The organism is Dinoroseobacter sp. S124A, from assembly GCF_049801015.1.
In the GTDB taxonomy this organism is placed as follows: domain Bacteria; phylum Pseudomonadota; class Alphaproteobacteria; order Rhodobacterales; family Rhodobacteraceae; genus Dinoroseobacter.
This window is the reverse complement of sequence record NZ_JBNAGD010000002.1, coordinates 157,544-178,581: the sequence shown is the minus strand read 5'-3', so window position 1 is coordinate 178,581 and position 21,038 is coordinate 157,544. Positions and strand designations below refer to the sequence as shown.

Sequence of the window (21,038 nt, the reverse complement as noted above, 5' to 3'; positions counted from 1 at the left end):
GTCGCTCACTCGGCGCGGAAGGCGGCGGCGAGGGTCTTGACCGCCGCGATATTGCGCGGCCCCGGCGTGGCCTCGACATATTCGAGCGTCACGAAGCGGTCATTCTTCACCGCGTCGATCTCGGCGAAGGCCGGGTTGGACCGCAGGAAGGCGCGCTTCTCCTCGGCGGTGACCGAGCCGTAATTGACGATCACGATGACCTCCGGATTGCGCTCTACCACGGCCTCCCAGCCGACGGTGGCCCAGCTTTTCTCGAAATCGTTCATGATGTTGGTGCCGCCAGCCGCCTCGATCAGGGCGTTCGGCATGGCATAGCGCCCGGCGGTAAACGGCACATCCTCGCCGCTGTCATAGACAAAGACCCGGGGCGCCTCGGCCAACGCGGGCAGATTGGCGGTGAAATCTGCGAGATCCGCCTCATAGCCCGCGATCAGCGCCTCGGCCCGCTCCGGCACCCCGAAGATCGCGCCCAGATTGCGCAGGTCAGCATACATGTCCTCCATGCTCGCCGGACCTTTTTCAGAGATATGGATGCAGCTCTCGGTCAGTTCATAGACCGGGATGCCGAAGGGCGCGAGGGTCTCTGGCGTGACGTCACCGCCAACCCGCATGCCGTAATTCCACCCGGCAAAGAAGAAATCCGCATCGGCCCCGATCAGCACTTCCTTGGTCGGGTATTTCTCGGCCAGTTCGGGCAAGGCCTCGACGCCCGTGCGCATGGTCTCATCCAGAGTTTTCCAGCCCGAAATGCCCGTATAGCCGACCATCCGATCCGCCAGCCCGAGGACCAGCATCATCTCGGTCAGGTTCACATCATGGGAAACGGCCGCCTTGGGCGGGGCGTCAAAGGTGACCTCGCGGTCGCAGCTTTGCACGGTGGTCTCGGCCAGCGCGGCAGTGGTCAGCAGGGTCGTGGCGAGGAGCGTCAATGTCAGTTTCATGGGGTCTTCAGTCAGGAAGGAAGGTGAAAGGAAAGATGTTGGCTGTTGCTCGGGTCGAGCCGTTCGCGCCGGGCCTCGACCCGGAACGCGTGGGACACGGCCGTCTCGGTCAGCACTTGATCGGGGGTGCCGAAACCGCGGGTCCAGCCCGCCTCCAGCAGCAGGATCTGGTCGCAGATCTCGGCGGCCATGTTCAGGTCGTGGAGCGAAACGATGATCGTCAGGTCGAGATTGCGGATCAGGGCCAGCACCTCGAGCTGGTGGCGGATATCCAGATGATTGGTCGGCTCGTCGAGGACCAGCACCTGCGGCTCCTGCGCGAGGGCGCGCGCCACCATCACGCGCTGCCGCTCGCCGCCCGAGAGCGTGGCGAGATCGCGCTCGGCCAGCCCAGTCAGGTGCAGCTGCGCCAGCGCCGCCTCGACCTTTTCCGCATCCTGCGCCCCGGTTCTGGCCAGTCCCGAACGAAAGGGCGTGCGGCCCAGCGCCACCACTTCGCGCACGGTCAGCCCGAAGGACGACGCATGCTCCTGCAGGACCGCCGCGACCTTGCGCGCGGCCTCGCGTGGCGAGATCTCCCAGAGATCCGCGCCCCCCACCCGGATCCGTCCGGTGGCGGGCCGCTGGAAGCGGTAGATCATCCGCAAAAGCGTCGACTTGCCCGCCCCGTTCGGCCCGACCACGCCCAGCACATCGCCCGCAGGCACATGAAAGCTTGTGGGATGCACCAGCAGCGGGTCCGCCCGGCGCGGGGCCCAGCTGATCCCGTCGGCGCTCAGATCTGCAGCGCTCATGACGCGCGCTGCCCGGGGGCCGCCTCTTTCAGCGCGATGATCGCCGCCGGCACCCGTGCCAGCGTGGTGCGCCGCAGCTTGCCCGGCCGATCCACCGAGGAACACCAGCCATTGCCGAGCACCGCGTATTGCCGGGCAAAGGCCACCAGATCGTCGATATCCACGTCTGGTTCGATGTCGCCAAACAGATAGGTCGCCTTGCGCGTGCCGTGATAGGCCACGGTGCAGGGCCGCTCGCAGCCCGCCATGCAGGCCACGCCGGAAATCTCGAAACTCTCGGGCACGCTGTCGCCCGCCGCCGCGATGGCCGCGCGCAGCCGGGCGATCAGTTCATAGCCCGGGCGGCAGTCACTGCCCTTGTGCCGACACGACGTGCAGACCGTGATTCTGTGGGTTGGGGTTGCCATATCGCCCTCCGCGATCGCCCAGGGGCGTGCGTGGGACCGGGATATCGAAACGGAGCGACCCGTCTCACCATCATAGCCTCCTGTCCGGACACCCCGCCCGGGTTGAAGTTACGTCACCGATGGCAGGTCTCCTGACTCGCGGGTCCGGGCTCGCCCGATCCTTCCCGAGCGCGGTCGCTCAGTGGTGATCATCGGGGTCGCTCGCCGCTCACAGTTGCGGGGGCAGTTACGGATTTGGCGCCGCTTGGCTCCTCCTCACCGTATTCCCTTTTCATCCCGGCCTGGCCTTTGGCCTCCGGGAACCATCGGGGCGACTGTCGGGAAGTTTGCCCAGCCCGTCAAGCCATCCTGACAGATCGGGTAAAACCGCCGCAGGGCCCGGCTCAGCGGTGGGAGATCCGCTCAGGCGCGGGACGGGCGGCGCGCCCGCGCGGCAGGATGGCGGCAAGGCTCTGGCCCGCCGCGGTGGCCAGCGCGCCCAGGGGCGGGATCCGGCGGCGGCGCGGCACGCTCTCATGCAGGCTCTCGGAGCGGTCCACCCCCACCCGGCGCGCCCGGCGCCGCACGAACAGCTTTCCCCAGCTGCGCCAGGACCCCATCGAGGGCGCATTGGCATCGCGCGGGAAGCGGTCCTGCCAGCCATCGGGCAGGCGCAGCCCGCAGGCCTCGGCCTGCTCCAGCATCCAGACGAAGGGGATATTGGCGAGGGGCCGCGCGGCAGAGAACCCGGCCAGCTGCCCGCCGATATCCCCATGGGTGCCACGGAACCAGACCTGCTCCACATGGCCGTTCCAGCCCGGCGGGCAATGCCACAGGACCGGGGCAAAGGCCCGGCGCCGCTCGTTCAGGGCCAGCGCGTGGAAGCCGTGCTTGACCGCGCCGCTGAGCTGATCCGAGTGAAACGCGCTGGCCATGGGCGCGAGCCGCCGCAGACCCGGCATCTGGATGCCCAGCGCCTTGACCGTGTCCCAGACCCCGACCATCTCGATCTCCACCTGCCGGTGGCAATAGCGGTCGGCAAACCGCTCGGCAAAGCGGCTGTCCCGGCGTTCCTGGTAATAGGCATAGAGCTGGCGCACCCGCTGCGCGGTCGCGGCCTCGGGCCGGATCAGGCCAAAGCGGTCGATCAGCCCCGCCAGCGAGCGCACGGCATAGGCGCCGCGCGAATAGCCCATGAGAAAGATCCGGTCCCCCGGGCGATAGCGATGGGCAAGAAACCGGTAAGCGCGGCGGATCTGCCGGTTGATGCCGATCCCGGCGATCACCTCGATGGACCGGCGCCAGCCCTGCCACTGGATCCCCGGCTCGTAGAACAGGGTGACATGGGGGTCGCGGCGGTCACGGATCAGCTTGTAGGCCAGCCCGGCATTGGTCTCGCGTCCGGGCATGAACGAGGACATCGTCCCGTCGAGAATGACGATATGGTCCGTGGGGACATGGGCGGGGCGCGCCGCCGGGTTCGGGGCAGGTGTCCTCATACCCCCAAGATTGTAGTCCCGAAAGGTTAAGTAAAGAACAGACCGAGCACAGGGCCGTGTGCGGCCCGTGAGCACACGGATTTGCGAACAATCGGCGCGCGCAGGAAAGACTTATGCGTGAACGACTTGCGCGTTAATCTTAATGCAAAACCTGCAGAATCCGCGCGGGTCGGCCCCGCCAACGGCGGGGCCACCGATCCATCTATTCGGCGGCGTGGGGGGTTTGGGCCAGCATTTCCCACATGCGCGCGGGGGTGAAGGGCATGTCTACCTTGCGCAGGCCCAGATCCCAGACCGCGTCCTGCACCGCATTGGCCACGGCAGCGAGCGCGCCGACGGTTCCGGCCTCGCCGCAGCCTTTCATGCCCAGCACGTTGTTCTTGGACGGCACCGGCTCGGTATAGAAGGCGATCATCGGCACGTCATCGGCGCGCGGCATGCCGTAATCCATGAAACTCGCCGTCAGAAGCTGCCCCTCCGGGTCATAGACCACATGCTCGGTGATCGCCTGCCCGATGCCCTGGGCCACGCCGCCATGGACCTGCCCCTCGGCCAGAAGCGGATTGATCAGCACGCCGAAATCATCGACCACCGTATAGCGGTCCACGGCCACCACGCCGGTCTCGGGATCGATCTCGACCTCGCAGACATGGGCCCCGTTGGGAAAGGACCGCCCCGGCAGGGTCGTCTCGGCCTCATGGGTCAGCAGCGCGGTCTCCCCGGCGGCGCGGGCCGCCTCGGCGGCCTCGATCATGGTCATCACCACGTTGGAGCCCTCGGCCCGGAAGCTGCCCTCGTCAAAGGTGATCTCCGCCGCCTCCACGCCCATGCGATCCGCGAGGAAGGGGGCAAAGGCCGCGATGGCCACATCGACCATGGCCCGGGTCGCCTGGCTCTGGACCGTGACCGAGCGCGAACCGCCCGTGCCCCCGCCCTTGGCGATCAGGTCGCTGTCGCCCTGGACGATACGGATCCGCTCTGCGGGGATGCCTGTCATCTCGTGCAGGACCTGCACGAAGACCGTCTCATGGCCCTGCCCGTTCGATTGCGTGCCCACATAGAGCGTGACGCTGCCATCCTCCTCGAAGACCATCTTGGCCCCTTCGCTCGGATCGCCGAGGATCGCCTCGATATAGTAGCACAGGCCCTGCCCGCGCAGCTTGCCCGCCGCCTCACTCGCGGCCTTGCGCGCCGCAAAGCCGGCGCGATCCGCCTCTTCGCCCGCACGGTCGAGCACCCGGGCGAAAGCGCCCACGTCATAGGTCTCCCCCGAGGGGGCGGCATAGGGCATCTGCTCGGGCGTGATGAACGAGCGCTTGCGCAGCTCCCACGGATCCACGCCCAGGCTGCGCGCCGCGTGATCCATGGCCCGCTCCAGCGTGTAGATCGCCTCGGGCCGTCCGGCCCCGCGATAGGCATCCACCTGGGTGGTGTTGGTATAAATCCCGCGCACCCGCATATAGGCGGCCTGCACGTCATAGACGCCGGTCATCACCTTCATGGCGAGGCTGGTCTGAATGGCCTGCGCGAATTGCGAGTTATAGGCCCCGAGATTGCTCAGCACGTCCGCCTTGAACCCGATCAGCTTGAGATCCGCGTCAAAGGCCAGCTCCACATCCGAGACCAGATCCCGGCCCGCATTGTCGCTCAGCATCGCCTCGGTGCGCTCGGACATCCAGCGGCAGGGTCGGCCCAGCACCCGCGCCGCATGGGCGACCACGAAGTATTCGGGATAGGCCATGCCTTTCATTCCGAAACCGCCGCCCACATCCGGGTTGGTGACCCGCACCTCCTCGGCGCTCAGGCCCAGATTGCGGCAGAGCTGCGCCTTCATGGTCCAGACCCCCTGCCCGTTATGGGACAGATGCAGGCGCCCCTCCTCGAGCGCGGCAAAACAGCCCCGCGGCTCCATGGAGTTCACGATGATCCGGTTGTCCTCAACCACCAGCCCGACCCGATGCGCCGCGCGGGCAAAGGCCGCCTCGGTCGCCGCCTCTTCGCCGCAGGCCCAGTCGAAAGCCACATTATCCCCGGCCTCCGCATGGAGCGCGGCACCCCCCGGTGCCGTGTCCAGCTTGGCGGGCTTCTCGTCGATCTCCAGCGCGATCGCCTCCACCGCGTCCCGCGCCTGATCCAGCGTCTCGGCAAAGACCATGGCGATGGGCTCGCCCACGAACCGCACCGTCCCCTGCGCCAGCAGCGGCCGCACCGGCCCCGCCCCGCGCGTCCCGTCCCGGTTCGGCATCACCGTCGCCTGCATATCCATGCGCAGCCCGGCCGCGGCCAGATCATCCCCCGTCAGCACCAGCGCAACCCCCGGCATCGCCGCCGCCTCGGCCACATCCAACGCCGTGATCGCCCCATGGGCCACCATCGAGCGCAGCACCACCCCATGCAGCGCCCCCTCGGGCGCGATGTCATCCACATAGCGCCCCGCGCCGGTCAGAAACCGGACATCCTCCACCCGCGCCGCAGGCTGGCTGATCCCGAATGTGTCGCGCTGTTTGGTCATGAGAATTCCTTCGCTCGTCCGGCCTGAACCTTAGCCCCATCCCGCCCACTGTCCAGACCGCCCCTTTCCCTTCCCACGGGGTTTCGTTATCTCCACGCCCAAGTGCAAAGGATGACCGCCATGCCCATGGAAAAGACCTTCAACGCCGCCGAGGCCGAACCCCGTCTCTATGCCCGCTGGGAAGCCGAGGGCTGCTTTGCCGCCGGCGCGAATGCCAGCCGGGACGAGACCTATTGCATCATGATCCCGCCGCCCAACGTGACGGGCTCGCTCCATATGGGCCACGCGTTCAACAACACCCTGCAGGACATCCTGATCCGCTGGAAACGGATGCAGGGCTACGACACGCTCTGGCAGCCGGGCACGGACCATGCGGGCATCGCGACCCAGATGGTGACCGAACGCGAGATGGCCGCAAATGGCGAGCCGACCCGCGCCGAAATGGGCCGCGCCAAGTTCCTCGCCCGCGTCTGGGAGCAGAAGGTCAAATCCCGCGGCACCATCATCGGACAGCTCAAGCGTCTGGGCGCGTCCTGCGACTGGTCGCGCGAGGCCTTCACCATGGGCGGGGCCGAGGGCGATCCGGACAAGGGCAAGGGCCCGAACTTCCACGACGCGGTCATCAAGGTCTTCGTCGATATGTACGACAAGGGCCTGATCTATCGCGGCAAGCGGCTGGTGAACTGGGATCCGAAATTCGAGACCGCGATCTCGGACCTCGAGGTCGAGAATATCGAGACCCCCGGCCATATGTGGCACTTCAAATACCCGCTCGCGGGCGGCCAGACCTACGAATACGTGGAAAAGGACGAGGACGGCACCGTCACCCTGCGCGAGACCCGCGATTACATCTCGATTGCCACCACCCGGCCCGAGACCATGCTCGGCGACGGCGCGGTCGCGGTGCACCCCGATGACACGCGTTATGCGCCCATCGTCGGCAAGCTCTGCGAGATCCCCGTGGGCCCCAAAGAGCACCGCCGCCTGATCCCGATCATCACCGATGAATACCCGGACCCCGACTTTGGCTCCGGCGCGGTGAAGATCACCGGCGCCCATGACTTCAACGACTATCAGGTCGCCAAGCGCGGTGGCATCCCCATGTACCGCTTGATGAATACTCGCGCCCAGATGCGCGATGACGGCGTGCCCTATGCCGAGGCCGCAACCATCGCCATGGAAGTGGCCGAGGGCAAGCGCACGCTGGGCGAAGCCGAATGCGACGCGATCAACCTCGTCCCGGACGAGCTACGTGGGCTTGACCGTTTCGAGGCCCGCAAGGCGGTTGTGGAGCAGATCACGTCCGAAGGCCTCGCGGTCATGATCCCCAACCCCAAGGTCGCCGAGGACAACGCCCCCGAGGACACCCCGGCCACAATCCCGCTGGTGGAAAACAAACCGATCATGCAGCCCTTCGGCGACCGCTCGAAGGTCGTGATCGAGCCCATGCTCACCGACCAGTGGTTCGTGGACGCCGAAAAGATCGTCGGCCCCGCGCTCGACAAAGTGCGCGACGGCACGGTCAAGATCATGCCCGAGAGCGGCGAGAAGACCTATTACCACTGGCTCGACAATATCGAGCCCTGGTGCATCTCCCGCCAACTCTGGTGGGGCCACCAGATCCCGGTGTGGTATGGGCCGGGCAAGGTGGATAACACTTACAGCTATGCTCCCTCAGATCTCAAAACCTTCTGTGGCTCGACTTTTGATGAAGTCCGTCGAGAAGCCAAAAGCTACTATGCTGGGGAACGCGTAGACGAATGCGACTCTCAATTGGAGTCGCAAGCACGAGACGATGACCTGATCTTGCTTTGGCGTGATCCCGACGTGCTCGACACCTGGTTCTCCTCCGGCCTCTGGCCAATCGGCACCTTGGGCTGGCCCGAGGATACGGACGAGCTCAAGAAATACTTCCCGACCTCCACCCTCGTGACCGGTCAGGACATCCTCTTCTTCTGGGTCGCCCGGATGATGATGATGCAGCTGGCCGTCACCGGCGAGGTGCCCTTTGACGAAGTCTACCTCCACGGGCTCGTGCGCGACGCCAAGGGCAAGAAGATGTCCAAGTCCGTGGGCAACGTGATCGACCCGCTGGAGATCATCGACGAATACGGCGCAGACGCCTTGCGCTTTTCCTCCGCCGCCATGGCCAGCCTGGGCGGGGTGCTCAAGCTCGACATGCAGCGCGTGCAGGGTTACCGCAATTTCACGACCAAGCTCTGGAACGCCACGCGCTATGCAGAGATGAACGAAGTCTTTACGGCCCGCGCGGACGTGCCCGACACTTGCCCGACAGATGTCCGACAGCTGCCCGACGCTACGCAGACCCTCAACCGATGGATTATCGGCGAGACCGCGAAGGTCCGCGAAGAGGTCGATGCTGCACTGGCCGAGTACAAGTTCAACGACGCGGCAACCGCGCTCTATGCCTTTGTCTGGGGCAAGGTCTGCGACTGGTATGTGGAGTTCTCCAAGCCGCTTCTGCTCGACGGGGACGACGCCTCCAAGGCCGAGACGCGCGAGACGATGGCATGGGTTCTGGAGCAGTGTTTCATCCTGCTCCACCCGATCATGCCCTTCATCACCGAAGAGCTTTGGGACACCACCGGCACCCGCGCCAAGATGCTGGTCCATGCGGATTGGCCAACCTACACGGCTGCCGATCTGGTAGATCCGGAGGCGGATCGCGAGATGAACTGGACCATTTCGCTGATCGAAAACGTCCGGTCCGTGCGCGCACAAATGCGTGTCCCTGCAGGGCTTTACGTGCCGGTGGTGCAGGTCGCGCTCGATGAGGCCGGGCGCAAGGCCTATGCCAATAACGAGACGCTGATCAAACGTCTCGCGCGCATCGGCGAGGTGACCGAAGCCGACGAGCCCCCCAAGGGCGCGCTCACCATCGCGGTCGATGGCGGGACCTTCGCCCTGCCGCTCGCGGACATCATCGATGTGGGCGCTGAGAAAGAGCGTCTGGGCAAAACCCTCGCCAAGCTGCAGAAAGAGCTGGGCGGTCTGAAGGGACGGCTGAACAACGCGAAATTCGTGGCCTCCGCCCCACCCGAAGTGGTCGAGGAAAGCCGCGAACGTCTGGCCACCGGCGAGGCCGAACTCGCCACCCTGAGCGCAGCCCTGGACCGCCTCGCAGAAGCCAGCTGACCCAAAAACGCAGCGCCCCACCCCACCCGAGGCGCTGCTCATCCCACAGGAGCCTCCGGCGGGGATATTTGGAGACTTAAGGTTTTGACGCGCGCTCAGGGGCCAGCCGTGCGCCGGTGGATCCGTCGGGCAAGCCCCTTGCCCTTCATTGTTCCACAAATACTCAATACCCCCTCACCTTCTGCGCAACGTTGCAGCGCGGCCCTCGCCGCGCTAGGCCATGGGGATGACAGACAGACCCGGCCCCCGTTACACACCCCTCGTCGACAGCCTGCCCGCGACCGTGCCCTTTGTCGGTCCGGAAACCCAGGAGCGCGCCCGAGGGAGGCCTTTCGCGGCACGGCTTGGAGCGAATGAGAGTGTCTTCGGACCCTCCCCCAAGGCGCTCGAGGCGATGGCCGCCGCCGCCCATGGGGCGTGGATGTATGGCGATCCGGAAAGCCACGACCTGCGCGCCGCACTTGCGGCCCATCACGGGATCGCGCCGGGCAATATCGTTGTCGGCGAAGGGATCGACGGGCTTCTAGGTTATCTCGTGCGGCTGATGGTCGGGCCGGGCGACGCGGTGGTCACATCCGCCGGGGCCTATCCGACTTTCAACTACCATGTGGCGGGGTTTGGCGGCGCGCTCCACACGGTGCCTTACCGTGACGACCATGAGGATCCCGATGCCCTGCTGGAGATGGCGCGGCGTGTGGACGCCAGGCTGGTCTATCTCGCCAATCCGGACAACCCCATGGGCACCTGGCACACGGCCGCGGTGATCGAGGCCATGGTGGCCGCCATGCCGTCGGGATGCGTTCTGGTGCTGGACGAGGCCTATATCGAGTTCGCGCCCGATGGCACCACCCCGGATATCGCGATAGATGACCCGCGGGTCATCCGGATGCGCACCTTCTCCAAGGCCCATGGGATGGCCGGGGCGCGGGTGGGCTATGCGCTCGGGGCCGAGGATCTGATCACCGCCTTCAACAAGGTGCGCAACCATTTCGGGATGAGCCGGATTGGCCAGGCCGGGGCGCTCGCCGCCCTGAACGACCCCGCCCATCTGGCCCATGTGGTCCGCGCGACCGCCTCCGCCCGGGCGCGCATTGCCGAGATCGGCGCGGAAAGCGGGCTGCGGGCCCTGCCCTCGGCCACGAACTTCGTCACGCTGGATTGCGGTGCAGACGGGGCGCGGGCCAAGGCGATCCTGCAAGGCCTCATCGCGCGGGATCTGTTCGTGCGCATGCCCTTTGTCAGCCCCCAGGACCGCTGCATCCGGATCTCTGCGGGCACGCAGGAAATGCTCGATTTGCTGGCAGAGCGCCTGCCGGATGCCGTTGCCGAGGTCAATCACCGCTGAGCAACGCCCCGCGCGCCGCCCCACGAAATCGCGACTTTGCCAATGGCGCGTTTGCGCTAATATTCTGGGCAAGACGCGAATGGAGGCCCCATGCACGGACAGACCCAGGAAAAGCGCCCGCCCGGACGGGTCGAGGATTTCACCCTCCCCTTTCTCGTGGCCTTCGGGGTCGTTCTGTTCTGTGTCCTGGGATTTGTCTGGGCGCTCTACGGGTTTCTGCCCGCCATGGCCGCGGCCTATCTGCTGGATCAGTGGATCAAGCTGAAGCCGCTCCACCGCAACGGGATCAAGCCGCGCGACGAGGCCTGAGCCCCGCCCAGGATCCAAGCTCCGCAGACGGCCAATGCCAGATCAGGCGCGGGCCGCCACGGCCGTCGCGGCTTCGAGCGCACCGTCGCCATGGGGGATCTGCAGGGCCTTGAGCCCGGCATCGATCGTTCCGAGCACGCCCAGCACCATATGGGCATTCACATGGCCCATATGGCCGATCCGGAAGAACCCGTGCCATGCGGGATCCCCGGGCGCGGCCATGCCCAGCCCAATGCCCAATGTCACGCCCGCCTTGTCCGTCACCCAGTCGCGCAGGGCGGTCGCATTGGGCGCCTGCATCCGCACGCTGGTCACCGCATGGCTGCGCAGCGCCGGATCCGTCACGTTGAGCGCGATGTGACCGCGCCCCTTGCCCTTGCCCCAGGCCTCCATCGCGGCCCAGACGGTCTGGGCCAGCTTCTCGTGGCGCGCCAGGACCGCCTCCAGCCCCTCCTCGTGGAGGATCATGGTCAGCGCCTCGCGCAGCCCATAGAGGTGATGGGTCGGTGCCGTGCCAAAGAAGAACTGATAGAACATCTCCGGGTTGGAGCGCACGGCCCAGTCCCAATAAGGGCTGACAATGTCGAGCCGGTCATGGGCCTCGTTCGCCTTCTCGTTGAAGAAGACAAAGCCAAGGCCCGGCGGGGTCATCAGACCCTTCTGGCAGCCGGTGACCATGACATCGACGCCCCAGGCATCCATGTGGAAATCGTCACAGGCCAGACAGGCGATGCAATCCACCATCAAAAGCGCGGGATGCCCCGATGCGTCCATCACCTTGCGCAGGGCCGGGATGTCGCTGCGCACGGAGGTTGCGGTATCGACCTGCACCGCAAGGACCGCGCGGATCGCACCGGTCGTGTCGGCCCGCAGCGCCTCTTCGATCACGGCCGGGTCAAAGGTGGACCGATCCCCGAAATCGAGCACTTCGGCGTCGATCCCGAGCCCGCGGGCCATTTCGGCCCAGCCCTTGGCGAACATCCCCGTTGCGATCACGAGCACCTTCTGGCCCGGGGCCACGGTATTGGCGAGTGCGGCTTCCCAGACCCCGTGGCCATTGGCGATATACATGGCCACCCGGGCCTCGGTCCGGGCCACGGCCAGCAGGTCAGGCACCATGCCCTCGACCATCTCGACCAGCGCGCCGGTATAGATATTCGGCGCCGCGCGATGCATCGCCTGCAGCACCCGGTCGGGCATGACGGACGGGCCGGGAATGGCGAGGTAAGTGCGGCCGTTGGCGAGGGTCATGGGAGCTCCTGAACTCAAACGCCTCAAGTCCTAGGACGCGCGCCGAGCAGGGTCAATCCTGTCCCTGGGGCGCGCGGTAGGCATCGGCCAGACGGGCCGGATCCGCGCCACCGAGATAGCGCAGCAGAAGCGCCAGATTGCGCGCCCCGCGCCGCAGCCAGCCCTCGCGCTCATAGCGCGCGGCACTGGTCCGCGCGACCGCGCCGAGCGGGCGCAACCGCCCGCGCAGGGCGCGGGCCAGAGCCACGTCCTCCATCAGGGGGAGGTCGGGAATACCGCCCACCTCCTCCAGCAGGGACTGGTGGATCAGAAGGCCCTGATCGCCATAGGGCAGCCCCAGCCAGCGCGCACGCCAATTGGCCCAGCCCGCCACGAACCCGGCCGCCGGTCCCAGCGCGTCGAATTGCAGGCGGCCATAATGGGCAACCTCGCGATCCTGCAGCGCCGCGCCCACCGCCTCGGCCCAGCCGGGCTGCAACGCGGTATCCGCATGCAGGATCAGGATCCAGGGCGCCCGCGCCTTGGCCACCCCGCGGGCGATCTGCGCCCCGCGCCCGTGCGCACCGGTCACCCAGACCGCACCCGCCGCATCCGCCACAGCCTCGGTATAGTCGGTCGAGCCCCCGTCGGTCATGATCAGCTCGGCGATCAGCCCCGTCTCGAGCCCTTCCGACAGGGCCGGGATCGAGTGGCGCAACGCCTCCTGTGCATTCAGAACCGGCATGACAATGGAGATCGGTGCGCGCATGTACCCTCAAAAACAACCGTGGTCCGTCCGCCGTCCCTTGTGGCTCGGCGGCAAACCTATATGTGAGAAATCACAAAGATGGGAGAGCGAAATGCCCCAAGACAGCACAGCCGTGATCGAAGCCGTCCCCGCCCGCCGGGTGATCCGCGTCTCGGGATCCGATGCGCGCAGCTTCCTGCAGGGGATGGTGACCAATGATCTGGCACGGCTCGCCGAGGGCGCGGTCTACACCGCCTTCCTGAGCCCGCAGGGCAAGTTTCTCGCCGATTTCTTCGTGATCCCGGAGGGCGACGCGCTTTTGCTTGACGTGGCCGAGGGGATTGCCCCGGGCCTTCTGAAGCGGCTGACCATGTTCAAGCTGCGCGCGGATGTGACCCTCGAGATGACCGAGATGCCCGTGGCGCGCGGATTGGGCACGCCGCCCGAAGGGGCCTTGGCGGACCCGCGCCACCCGGATCTGGGCTGGCGGCTCTATGGCACCGAGGGCGGGCCGGAGGTCACGGATTGGGACGCCCTGCGCGTGGCACTGATGGTCCCCGAGACCGGGCCCGAACTGCAGCCCGATGACAGCTACATTCTCGAAATGGGGTTCGAGCGTCTCAACGGCGTCGATTTCAAGAAAGGCTGCTATGTGGGCCAGGAGGTCACGGCCCGGATGAAGCACAAGACCGAGCTGCGCAAGGGGCTCGCCCGGGTGCAGATCGAGGGCGAAGCCGCCCCCGGCACCGAGATCACCGCCAATGGCAAGCCTGCCGGGGTGCTGGGCACCCAGAGCGGGGATCAGGCCCTCGCCTATCTGCGCTTTGACCGCGCAAAGGGCGAGATGACGGCGGGCTCTGCACGGGTCACCTGGACCCCCTAGGCACCGCCGTCCGTATCGCGCTCGGGCTTACTCGACCGTGACGCTGATCACCTCGGTCATGATCGGGGGATCATGGGGCACGTGGTTCAGATCACCCAGCACCAGCTGCATCGTGTGGGTGCCCGCGGGCAGATCGATCGTCACCTGGGTCTGACCACCGCCGAAATGGATATGGTTGTCATCCGCCGGGATGCCATAGAGCAGCTCATCCGCGCCATCGGGCCCCTCGCCCAGCTTGGCCCGGTTCAGCAGCAGGTGGTGATGCCCGGTCTTGTCCTTCTCGGTCCCCGCCGGGGCGACGCCCATACCTTCGAGGCCGAAGACGATCGTCACCGGGCTGGACACTGTGGCCCCATCCTCGAGATTCACGAAATAGACGGCGGCACCTTCGGGCGCGGGCGTATCCCCGGCGACAGCGGCCAGCGTCATCGCGCCTGCCATGCCGAAAGCGGCCAATGTGGTTTTGAAAATCATGCGAAAGCTCCCTGTAGTCTCGGCGCGGATGTTCCGCGCTCTGGCCCTAGAATTAGGCCAAACGGCAGCGAATCCACGTAAAGATTTCGGGAGGGGCGAATCTCGGGAGGATCACCTCTAGCAGAATTCTCCGCCAGCGACTTGATCTCGATCAAAGAACAAACCTGTCGGCTCTGATCCGCCCAACACCCTCTGCCCCTCAGGGTGACGCCCGGTTTATGCCGCACGGCGGCGCTGAAAACGCAAAAGGCGCACGAAACGCGCGCCTTCTGACCGGAGTTTTCGAGGCGGCTCAGGCGCGCTCGGAGTATTCCATGGTCTCGGTATTCACGACGATCGCCTCGTCCTGACCCACGAAGGGCGGGACCATGACCTTGATGCCATTGTCGAGCACTGCCGGCTTGAAAGAGTTCGCAGCCGTCTGGCCTTTGACCACCGGCTCGGTCTCGACCACGGTGCAGGTCACCTTCTGGGGCAGCGATGCGCTCAGCGCCTCGGCCTCGTAATACTCGATCTGGATCGTCATGCCGTCCTGCAGGAACGGACGGCGGTCGCCAAGAATTTCCGCAGGCAATTCAATCTGTTCGAAGGTCTCGTTGTCCATGAAGACCAGCATCCCGTCGCTCTCGTAGAGAAACTGCTGGTCCTTCTGCTCCAGTCGCACGCGCTCCACCTTGTCGGCGCTGCGGAAGCGTTCGTTGAGCTTGGAGCCGTTGCGCAGGTTGCGCAGCTCGACCTGGGCAAAGGCCCCGCCCTTGCCGGGTTTCACGTGGTCGACTTTGACTGCCGCCCACAAACCGTCGTTGTGTTCCAGCACGTTGCCGGGGCGGATTTCGTTTCCATTGATCTTGGGCATGAGCAGAAACCTGAAGAAAGGTTGAATGGGAAGTCGCCGATCCTATATCTGGGGACGGGCTACCTGGCAAGCCGCTGCAGGTTGCGGTTAACCACTCAAAGCTATGCATATGCCGCATATGTGGTATACCGAGATCGCAGACCAGAATCAGCGCAAAACCGTCATATTCGGCGGCACGCCAAAAAGACAAGAGCAATAATCAAGGAACACTCATGGCCGACTTCGTCGATTCATCCGCATTCAATTACGAGCAGGGCCAACGCGCGCGCAAACTCTTCGCGGCCGTTGTTCTGGCTGCGCTCGATGATGCGATCGCGGATGACAAGAAATACGGGAATGGTCCAGAGCAGATCGCCCGCTGGGCGCGCTCGCGCGACGGGCGCGAAGTGCTGTCCTGTGCCGGCATTGACCCGAACGAGCGCGTGGTCTCTGGCCTGATGGAATTCGTGGGCCAGGGGGTGCGGACCTCCGTGGCTCTCTCCCGCGAGGAGAGCGAGCGTCGCAACGCCGCTCAGCAGCAGGCCGAAGCCGCCTGATCTTCCCGCAAAACGCGGACAATTTGCGCGCGCCCGACCCGGCGCGCGTTTTTTGTTGCGCGCATCCATGGCGGTCGAGGCTCAGAAAAAGACCAGCCATTGCCGGATCACCCAGAGCTCGGCGAGCAGCAGCACGGCAAAGAGCCCTCGCAAAGGCCAGCTGTCGAAGCGTCGCCAGAGCAGCACGACCAAGGCGAGGCAGGCCGCCCCTTCCAGCGGCGCGACGATCCAGGCGAATTGCGCGCTGTCCCAATAGCTGATCGGGCTCTCGAAGACCCAATCGGACAGGGGCCAGAAATGCGGGCGGCCATCGTCATGATGCAGGGGCAGATCGAGCAGCACATGCAACAGCGCCGCCCCGCCAAGCGCCGTTACCGCCGGTCGGCGCAAAACCAGCCCCAGAACACAGATCGCCCCCCAGAGCGGGATCGAATTGTCGATGGCAAAGATCCGTTGCCAGCTCGGCGAGAAATAGAGCTCGTTAAAGACGGTCTGGGGCGGGATCTGCTGCACATAGAGCGCCCAGCTGCCCAGTATGTAGAGCGAGAGATCGGGCAAGAGCGCGCCCAGAAGCGCCGCGGCGGTCACCCGGCGCGCGCCCGGGCGGGCAAAGGCGCCAGCACCGAAGATGAGATGGGCCGGTGTGTTCATCCGGGCTTGTCCTTGGGTCGGAACGGGGGCTAGGTCTGCGATGCTAACCGGTGGAGGGCTCATGGCAAACGCGATTATGGTTCAGGGCGCTGGCTCGAATGTCGGCAAGTCCATGATCGTGGCCGGTTTGGCCCGGGCGTTTGTCAAACGCGGGCTGCGGGTGCGGCCGTTCAAGCCGCAGAACATGTCGAACAATGCCGCCGTGACGGCCGATGGCGGCGAGATCGGCCGCGCACAGGCCCTGCAGGCCCGCGCCGCTGGGGTGCCGCCCAGCACCGACATGAACCCCGTGCTGCTCAAGCCCGAGACCGATACGGGCGCGCAGGTCATCGTGCAGGGTCAGCGTTTCGCGACCCTGCGGGCGCGGGATTATGCCAAGGCCAAGCCGCAGCTGCTGGCCCCGGCGGTCCAGAGCTATCACCGCCTCGCCGCGGAGGCTGATCTGGTGCTGATCGAGGGCGCGGGCAGCCCGGCCGAGATCAACCTGCGGGCCGGAGACATCGCCAATATGGGTTTTGCCGAGGCGGTCTCGACACCGGTGGTGCTGGTCGGGGATATCGACCGGGGTGGTGTCATCGCGCAGCTCGTCGGCACCCATGGCATCCTCCCCCCCTCGGACCGCGACCGGATCACCGGCTTTGCGGTCAACAAGTTCCGGGGCGATGTGCGGCTCTTTGATGGCGGCGTGACCGAGATCGTCGACCGCACCGGCTGGGCCCCGCTGGGCGTCATCCCCTGGTTCGCCGATGCCTGGCGGCTGCCGGCGGAGGATGTGATGGATGTCGCCTCGCGCAAGGGCGGCGCGTGCCGCATCGTGGTGCCGCGCCTGTCGCGGATCGCGAATTTCGACGATCTTGACCCGCTGGCCACCGAGCCCGGCGTGAGCGTCGAGATCATCGAGGCGGGCCGCCCCCTGCCCCTCGACGCCGATCTGATCCTGATCCCCGGCAGCAAATCGACCATCGGTGATCTCGCCCATCTGCGCGCCCAGGGCTGGGATATCGACATCCATGCCCATGTGCGGCGCGGCGGGCATGTGATCGGGATCTGCGGTGGCTATCAGATGCTGGGTCAGAGCATCGCCGACCCGCTGGGCCTCGAAGGGGCGGCGACCACCGTGCCCGGGCTCGGCTTGCTCGACATCACGACCAGCATGCAGCCGGAAAAGCGCCTCGCCCTCACCACGGCGGAGGATATCGAGACCGGGACGACGGTGACCGGCTACGAGATCCATCTGGGTGTGACCGAGGGGCCGGATTGCGCCCGGCCCTGGCTGCGCGTCGATGGCCGGGCCGAAGGCGCGATCAGCGCCTCGGGGCGCGTCCGGGGCTGCTACCTCCATGGGCTGTTTGCCGAGGATGGGTTCCGGGCCGAGACGCTGCGGCGTCTCGGGGCTGCGATCTCGGATCGCAGCTACGAGGCGGAGGTCGAAGAGACGCTCGACGCCCTCGCCGCGCATCTGGAAACCCATATGGATCTGGACGCGCTCTTGCGGCTCGCGCAGCCGGTGCCTGCACCCTAGTCCAGCGCGTCGGTCTGCAGGATCCGGTGGACCTCGGAACGCACGAGCTTGCGCACGCGGCGGGTGATTTCATCACCCAGCGCCCCGCTCAGCTCTTCATGCAGGATCCCCGAGACCAGCCGACGCACCGCATCCGCGGTGATATAGCCATCCGCATCCACGACGGGCGCTTCCGGTGGTGCCGCCCGAGGTGTAAGTGGCCCTTCGGCCCGCAACGCCTCACGCACGGACTCTCGCACCGTCTCGCTCACGGCTTCGCGCAACACCGACGTCAGATCCGGGATCATCGCGCTTTGCACCGCGCCACCCAGATGGTCAGAATCCTCGAGATAGGCTTCCGGCGCAGGGGTCTTCGGGGCCGTGCGGGGTGGCAGACCAGGCGCTGTCGCGGGCCGCACACGGAACTCCTGCGTCAGGAGCAGCGTGCAGGGACGCGGCTCTGCCACGGGGGACGGCTGCTCCGGGGCCGCCATGGGCGCCTCCACGGGCGCAGGCTCTGTGACAGGCGCGGGCTCAGGCGCCTGCGTTGGCGCGAGGCGGTCCGTCAGGCTGGTCATCCGGTCCGCGAAATTGCCATTGGCGAAATCCGGGTCAGGCAAGGGCGGCGCGGATACGGGCTGTGGCGGACGCACGGCATCCGCCGCCCCGAGCCAGAGCACATCCGGGCCGATCGCTTTGGCCTCGGCCAGTTCGGCGGCCAGCGCCCGGATATCGGTCCGCCCGCGCGGCGCAGGCCCGTCAAGATCCGGCACGGCGGCAGTCGCCAGAGCCCCCTTATCGGCGCGCTCGGTCACGATCCGCCGAATGGAATTCAAGACGTCCTGCGATGCGTCGCTCGAAGACGGATTGGCCATGGCACCCTCTGCTCGTTATACCAGATAGTGTATGTAGAGCGCCCCGTTCACACAATAGAAATGTCTTGCCGAAAGGTCGGAAAGAAAAAGGCGGGCCAAAACCCGCCTGATCTTCTGAGTTCTTTCAGGACTGTTGCCCGGGCCGAAACGACCCCGCGCTCAGTCGCGCACGATGCTTTGCAGCACACGGTCCAGTGCGGCGCCCCGCGTGCTGGTGGCCGGCGCGTTGGAGACCGCGTTGTAATAGACCTCCGGGTCATAGGTCGGCACCGGCAGGCCGAGATACTCGACCGTCATCAGGCCCATGGATTGCAGCAGGTCATAGACCGCCTGAACCGCGGAAATCTCGGCCGAAAGCAGCGAGGTCCGCGCATCGAGCACGTCCTGTTCCGCGTCCAGCACATCCAGCGTGGTCCGCGCGCCCAGACGGGCCTCTTCGGTCACGCCCTCAAAGGCCACCTCGGCCGCCTCGACCTGCCGCCGCGTGGCGTCGATGGTCGCGCGTGTCACAAGGATATCGGCCCAGGCAATCCCGACGCTCTGACGGATGACAAGGACGGATTGGTTCAGGCCAGCCCGCGCATTGTCGACCGAGGCCAGCGCCTGGCGAAAGGTCGCGCTGATGCTGCCGCCCTGGTAGATCGGTCCGGTCACCGTGACGCCAATCGAGGAATCGGTGCTGTCATCCAGCGTATCGCGGATGTTGCGGGTGACGCTGGCGGACGCGCTGGCCGATGGCAGGATCGCCCGTTCGGCCACTTCCGCCGCAATCTCGGAGGCCCGCACATTATGCCGGGCCTGCAGGATCTCGGGATGGGTACGCTCGGCGATCGAAACCGCCTCCTCGACGCTGCCGGGGATGGTCGGCGACGGGGGCGGCGGCGCGAGCGAATTGGGGAAACTGCCAACCACGGCGCGATAGACTTCGCGCGCCGCTGCCTGCTGCCCCAGGGCGCTGGTCAGGTTCGCGTTGGCCTCGGCCAGCCGGGCCTCGGCCTGGGCCACATCGGTCCGCGTGACCTCGCCCACTTCGAACCGGTCCTGCGCGGCACGCAGCTGTTCACTGATAACCCGGACGTTGTTGCGGCGCAGCTCCACATTGTCATTGGCCAGCCGCACATTGAGAAACGCGCTCACCCCGTTCAGCAGCACATCCTGCTCGGTGTCGCGCAAGGCTTCCCGGGTGGCGAGCACCAGTTCCTTGTTGGCCTCGATCCGCAGGCGCGAGCGCCCGAAATCGTAGAGCAGCAGCGACGCTGTCACCCCAACCGCGGCACTGTCACTTTCCGAGTTCAACGAGTCCGAATAGCCATAGCTCGCAGAGTAATCGAGGATCGGGCGCAGCCGGGACGTCGCGATCGCCACGTCTTCGTCCGCGGACCGCAAGAGCGCGCGGCTCTGCTCGATCAGTTCGCTGTTCTTATACGCATCGACCAGCGCATCGGTCAGAGACTGTGCGGACGCGCCAAGCGCCGTGGAACATGCCAGCACGGCCCCAAGCGCCATGTGTCGGATAGATCTGGTGAACACTGCCTGCACCTCTCCTGTGATCGAATCACTTTTTAGGTGACTATGCAGTCAGCAGTTTAGCGTTTAAAGCACAAATGCAGTCGCGCGCTCAAACCCATTGAGAACTGGTGCAGATGCGTTGAACTCAAACCGCCAACTCACGTCGCCATCGATTTTGTAGCCCAGACGGCAGACGCCGAGCCCGCCCTCCATGAACACCGCCGCGATGCGCCCGCCTTCCTTGAGCTGCGCAAGGATCGCCTCGGGCACCTCCTCGACAGCGCCCTGAAGCGTGATCACGTCATAGGGCCCGTGCTTCGGCGCGCCCTCCGCCAGCGGCGCGGTGATCAGCGCGGCATTGTCGACATTCTCGGATGACAGCAGGGCCTCGGCATCGCGCGCCAGATCGGCGTCTTCCTCGACGGCCACGACAGCCTCGGCCAGCTTCGCGATCAGCGCGGTGGAGTAGCCAAGCCCGCAGCCGATATCGAGCACCATCTCCTCGGGCTGGATATCCAGCGCATCGAGGATCTTGGCCAGCGTCCGTGGCTCGAGCATCACGCGCTCCCCGCCGAGCGGAACATTCTCGCTGACATAGGCGATCTCGCGCTTGTCGTCAGGCGTGAACACCTCGCGGCGCACGGTGAGCATCGCGTCGATGATATTGAATTTCGTGACATCAGAGGGGCGGACCTGCGTGTCCACCATCATCGTGCGTCGGGCTGCATAGTCGGTCATAGGTCGGACTTTCCAAATGCGGTTATCTGGGTGTGCCATATTGCAAGGCGCTCGGCAACGCAGCCCCCCTGCGACACGGACGCCCGCCCGCCCCG

The 21,038-nt window shown here is 66.0% G+C and carries 19 protein-coding genes and 1 riboswitch; of the genes, 6 read left to right on the top strand and 13 right to left on the bottom strand.

All coding sequences use genetic code 11. The features are described from left to right. Positions 1-5: 5 nt before the first annotated feature. The 5 genes from ACP15I_RS05740 to ACP15I_RS05720 all read right to left on the bottom strand — a co-directional run bounded on the left by ACP15I_RS05740 (position 6) and on the right by ACP15I_RS05720 (position 6,132). Positions 6-941: an ABC transporter substrate-binding protein gene (locus ACP15I_RS05740; RefSeq protein ID WP_424974308.1), complete on the bottom strand. Its 936-nt coding sequence runs from the start codon at positions 939-941 to the stop codon at positions 6-8. 11 nt (positions 942-952) lie between these two features. Next, positions 953-1,735 carry an ABC transporter ATP-binding protein gene (locus ACP15I_RS05735; protein ID WP_424974307.1) on the bottom strand — a complete coding sequence of 261 codons (783 nt, stop codon included), beginning with the start codon at positions 1,733-1,735 and terminating at the stop codon, positions 953-955. Then, a complete protein-coding gene (locus ACP15I_RS05730) occupies positions 1,732-2,142 on the bottom strand; it encodes a DUF1636 family protein (RefSeq protein ID WP_424974306.1) in 411 nt (136 codons plus the stop codon). Before ACP15I_RS05730 ends, ACP15I_RS05735 begins: the two co-directional genes overlap by 4 nt. Positions 2,143-2,246: 104 nt before the next feature. Further along, a riboswitch (cobalamin riboswitch) is annotated at positions 2,247-2,464 on the bottom strand. 61 nt (positions 2,465-2,525) lie between these two features. Next, on the bottom strand, positions 2,526-3,620 hold the full coding sequence (locus tag ACP15I_RS05725) for a DUF2235 domain-containing protein (protein ID WP_424974305.1): 1,095 nt from the start codon (positions 3,618-3,620) through the stop codon (positions 2,526-2,528). 202 nt (positions 3,621-3,822) lie between these two features. Beyond that, positions 3,823-6,132, bottom strand: coding sequence for a xanthine dehydrogenase family protein molybdopterin-binding subunit (locus tag ACP15I_RS05720; protein ID WP_424974304.1), 2,310 nt, complete (start codon positions 6,130-6,132; stop codon positions 3,823-3,825). 120 nt (positions 6,133-6,252) lie between these two features. Between ACP15I_RS05720 and ACP15I_RS05715 the strand changes: the two genes are divergently transcribed. The 3 genes from ACP15I_RS05715 (at position 6,253) to ACP15I_RS05705 (ending at position 10,942) form a co-directional block, all read left to right on the top strand. Beyond that, positions 6,253-9,288 (top strand): valine--tRNA ligase, encoded by a 3,036-nt coding sequence (locus tag ACP15I_RS05715; RefSeq protein ID WP_424974303.1) that lies wholly within the window; start codon positions 6,253-6,255, stop codon positions 9,286-9,288. A gap of 226 nt (positions 9,289-9,514) precedes the next feature. Then, positions 9,515-10,633, top strand: a complete 1,119-nt coding sequence (locus tag ACP15I_RS05710) for a pyridoxal phosphate-dependent aminotransferase (RefSeq protein ID WP_424974302.1) — start codon at positions 9,515-9,517, stop codon at positions 10,631-10,633. A 90-nt stretch (positions 10,634-10,723) separates the two neighbouring features. Further along, on the top strand, positions 10,724-10,942 hold the full coding sequence (locus ACP15I_RS05705) for a hypothetical protein (protein ID WP_424967749.1): 219 nt from the start codon (positions 10,724-10,726) through the stop codon (positions 10,940-10,942). A gap of 42 nt (positions 10,943-10,984) precedes the next feature. Here ACP15I_RS05705 and ACP15I_RS05700 read toward each other — a convergent pair whose 3' ends face one another. Continuing rightward, positions 10,985-12,193, bottom strand: a complete 1,209-nt coding sequence (locus tag ACP15I_RS05700) for a pyridoxal-phosphate-dependent aminotransferase family protein (RefSeq protein WP_424974301.1) — start codon at positions 12,191-12,193, stop codon at positions 10,985-10,987. A gap of 52 nt (positions 12,194-12,245) precedes the next feature. Continuing rightward, complete coding sequence (locus ACP15I_RS05695) at positions 12,246-12,941, bottom strand: glycosyltransferase (RefSeq protein ID WP_424974300.1); 696 nt, start codon at positions 12,939-12,941, stop codon at positions 12,246-12,248. A gap of 91 nt (positions 12,942-13,032) precedes the next feature. Here ACP15I_RS05695 and ACP15I_RS05690 point away from each other — a divergent pair, with 91 nt between their 5' ends. Continuing rightward, positions 13,033-13,803, top strand: a complete 771-nt coding sequence (locus ACP15I_RS05690; protein WP_424974299.1) for a YgfZ/GcvT domain-containing protein — start codon at positions 13,033-13,035, stop codon at positions 13,801-13,803. A gap of 27 nt (positions 13,804-13,830) precedes the next feature. On the opposite strand, the gene ACP15I_RS05685 is transcribed toward ACP15I_RS05690, so the two are convergent. Together ACP15I_RS05685 and efp are read right to left on the bottom strand one after the other, a co-directional pair. After that, positions 13,831-14,277 (bottom strand): DUF4399 domain-containing protein, encoded by a 447-nt coding sequence (locus tag ACP15I_RS05685; protein ID WP_424974298.1) that lies wholly within the window; start codon positions 14,275-14,277, stop codon positions 13,831-13,833. Between the two features lie 292 nt (positions 14,278-14,569). Further along, the gene (gene efp / locus ACP15I_RS05680) at positions 14,570-15,133 is read right to left on the bottom strand and encodes an elongation factor P (protein WP_424967743.1); all 564 of its coding nucleotides are present in this window, start codon (positions 15,131-15,133) and stop codon (positions 14,570-14,572) included. A 212-nt stretch (positions 15,134-15,345) separates the two neighbouring features. On the opposite strand from efp, the gene ACP15I_RS05675 reads away from it, so the two are divergent. Next, positions 15,346-15,669 (top strand): DUF6280 family protein, encoded by a 324-nt coding sequence (locus tag ACP15I_RS05675; protein WP_424967742.1) that lies wholly within the window; start codon positions 15,346-15,348, stop codon positions 15,667-15,669. Positions 15,670-15,750: 81 nt separating this feature from the next. Here the strand turns inward: ACP15I_RS05675 and ACP15I_RS05670 are convergent, their stop codons facing one another. Continuing rightward, on the bottom strand, positions 15,751-16,320 hold the full coding sequence (locus ACP15I_RS05670; RefSeq protein ID WP_424974297.1) for a cobalamin biosynthesis protein CobQ: 570 nt from the start codon (positions 16,318-16,320) through the stop codon (positions 15,751-15,753). A 61-nt stretch (positions 16,321-16,381) separates the two neighbouring features. Between ACP15I_RS05670 and ACP15I_RS05665 the strand changes: the two genes are divergently transcribed. Further along, positions 16,382-17,842 carry a cobyric acid synthase gene (locus ACP15I_RS05665; RefSeq protein WP_424974296.1) on the top strand — a complete coding sequence of 487 codons (1,461 nt, stop codon included), beginning with the start codon at positions 16,382-16,384 and terminating at the stop codon, positions 17,840-17,842. On the opposite strand, the gene ACP15I_RS05660 is transcribed toward ACP15I_RS05665, so the two are convergent. The 3 genes from ACP15I_RS05660 to ACP15I_RS05650 form a co-directional block, all read right to left on the bottom strand. Continuing rightward, on the bottom strand, positions 17,839-18,696 hold the full coding sequence (locus tag ACP15I_RS05660) for a hypothetical protein (RefSeq protein ID WP_424974295.1): 858 nt from the start codon (positions 18,694-18,696) through the stop codon (positions 17,839-17,841). The two genes, ACP15I_RS05665 and ACP15I_RS05660, sit on opposite strands and share 4 nt — an antisense overlap. Positions 18,697-18,855: 159 nt before the next feature. Next, positions 18,856-20,226 carry a TolC family outer membrane protein gene (locus tag ACP15I_RS05655; RefSeq protein WP_424967738.1) on the bottom strand — a complete coding sequence of 457 codons (1,371 nt, stop codon included), beginning with the start codon at positions 20,224-20,226 and terminating at the stop codon, positions 18,856-18,858. A 63-nt stretch (positions 20,227-20,289) separates the two neighbouring features. Beyond that, complete coding sequence (locus ACP15I_RS05650) at positions 20,290-20,943, bottom strand: protein-L-isoaspartate O-methyltransferase family protein (protein WP_424967737.1); 654 nt, start codon at positions 20,941-20,943, stop codon at positions 20,290-20,292. Positions 20,944-21,038: the final 95 nt, after the last annotated feature.

Bases quoted from the DNA above. Each gene is read 5' to 3' on its own strand.
- ACP15I_RS05660 (WP_424974295.1), bottom strand. From the start codon at position 18,696: ATGGCCAATCCGTCTTCGAGCGACGCATCGCAGGACGTCTTGAATTCC.
- ACP15I_RS05735 (WP_424974307.1), bottom strand. From the start codon at position 1,735: ATGAGCGCTGCAGATCTGAGCGCCGACGGGATCAGCTGGGCCCCGCGC.
- ACP15I_RS05705 (WP_424967749.1), top strand. From the start codon at position 10,724: ATGCACGGACAGACCCAGGAAAAGCGCCCGCCCGGACGGGTCGAGGAT.
- ACP15I_RS05700 (WP_424974301.1), bottom strand. From the start codon at position 12,193: ATGACCCTCGCCAACGGCCGCACTTACCTCGCCATTCCCGGCCCGTCC.
- ACP15I_RS05690 (WP_424974299.1), top strand. From the start codon at position 13,033: ATGCCCCAAGACAGCACAGCCGTGATCGAAGCCGTCCCCGCCCGCCGG.
- ACP15I_RS05685 (WP_424974298.1), bottom strand. From the start codon at position 14,277: ATGATTTTCAAAACCACATTGGCCGCTTTCGGCATGGCAGGCGCGATG.
- ACP15I_RS05730 (WP_424974306.1), bottom strand. From the start codon at position 2,142: ATGGCAACCCCAACCCACAGAATCACGGTCTGCACGTCGTGTCGGCAC.
- ACP15I_RS05695 (WP_424974300.1), bottom strand. From the start codon at position 12,941: ATGCGCGCACCGATCTCCATTGTCATGCCGGTTCTGAATGCACAGGAG.
- efp (WP_424967743.1), bottom strand. From the start codon at position 15,133: ATGCCCAAGATCAATGGAAACGAAATCCGCCCCGGCAACGTGCTGGAA.
- ACP15I_RS05740 (WP_424974308.1), bottom strand. From the start codon at position 941: ATGAAACTGACATTGACGCTCCTCGCCACGACCCTGCTGACCACTGCC.
- ACP15I_RS05665 (WP_424974296.1), top strand. From the start codon at position 16,382: ATGGCAAACGCGATTATGGTTCAGGGCGCTGGCTCGAATGTCGGCAAG.
- ACP15I_RS05725 (WP_424974305.1), bottom strand. From the start codon at position 3,620: ATGAGGACACCTGCCCCGAACCCGGCGGCGCGCCCCGCCCATGTCCCC.
- ACP15I_RS05675 (WP_424967742.1), top strand. From the start codon at position 15,346: ATGGCCGACTTCGTCGATTCATCCGCATTCAATTACGAGCAGGGCCAA.
- ACP15I_RS05650 (WP_424967737.1), bottom strand. From the start codon at position 20,943: ATGACCGACTATGCAGCCCGACGCACGATGATGGTGGACACGCAGGTC.
- ACP15I_RS05670 (WP_424974297.1), bottom strand. From the start codon at position 16,320: ATGAACACACCGGCCCATCTCATCTTCGGTGCTGGCGCCTTTGCCCGC.
- ACP15I_RS05710 (WP_424974302.1), top strand. From the start codon at position 9,515: ATGACAGACAGACCCGGCCCCCGTTACACACCCCTCGTCGACAGCCTG.
- ACP15I_RS05715 (WP_424974303.1), top strand. From the start codon at position 6,253: ATGCCCATGGAAAAGACCTTCAACGCCGCCGAGGCCGAACCCCGTCTC.
- ACP15I_RS05720 (WP_424974304.1), bottom strand. From the start codon at position 6,132: ATGACCAAACAGCGCGACACATTCGGGATCAGCCAGCCTGCGGCGCGG.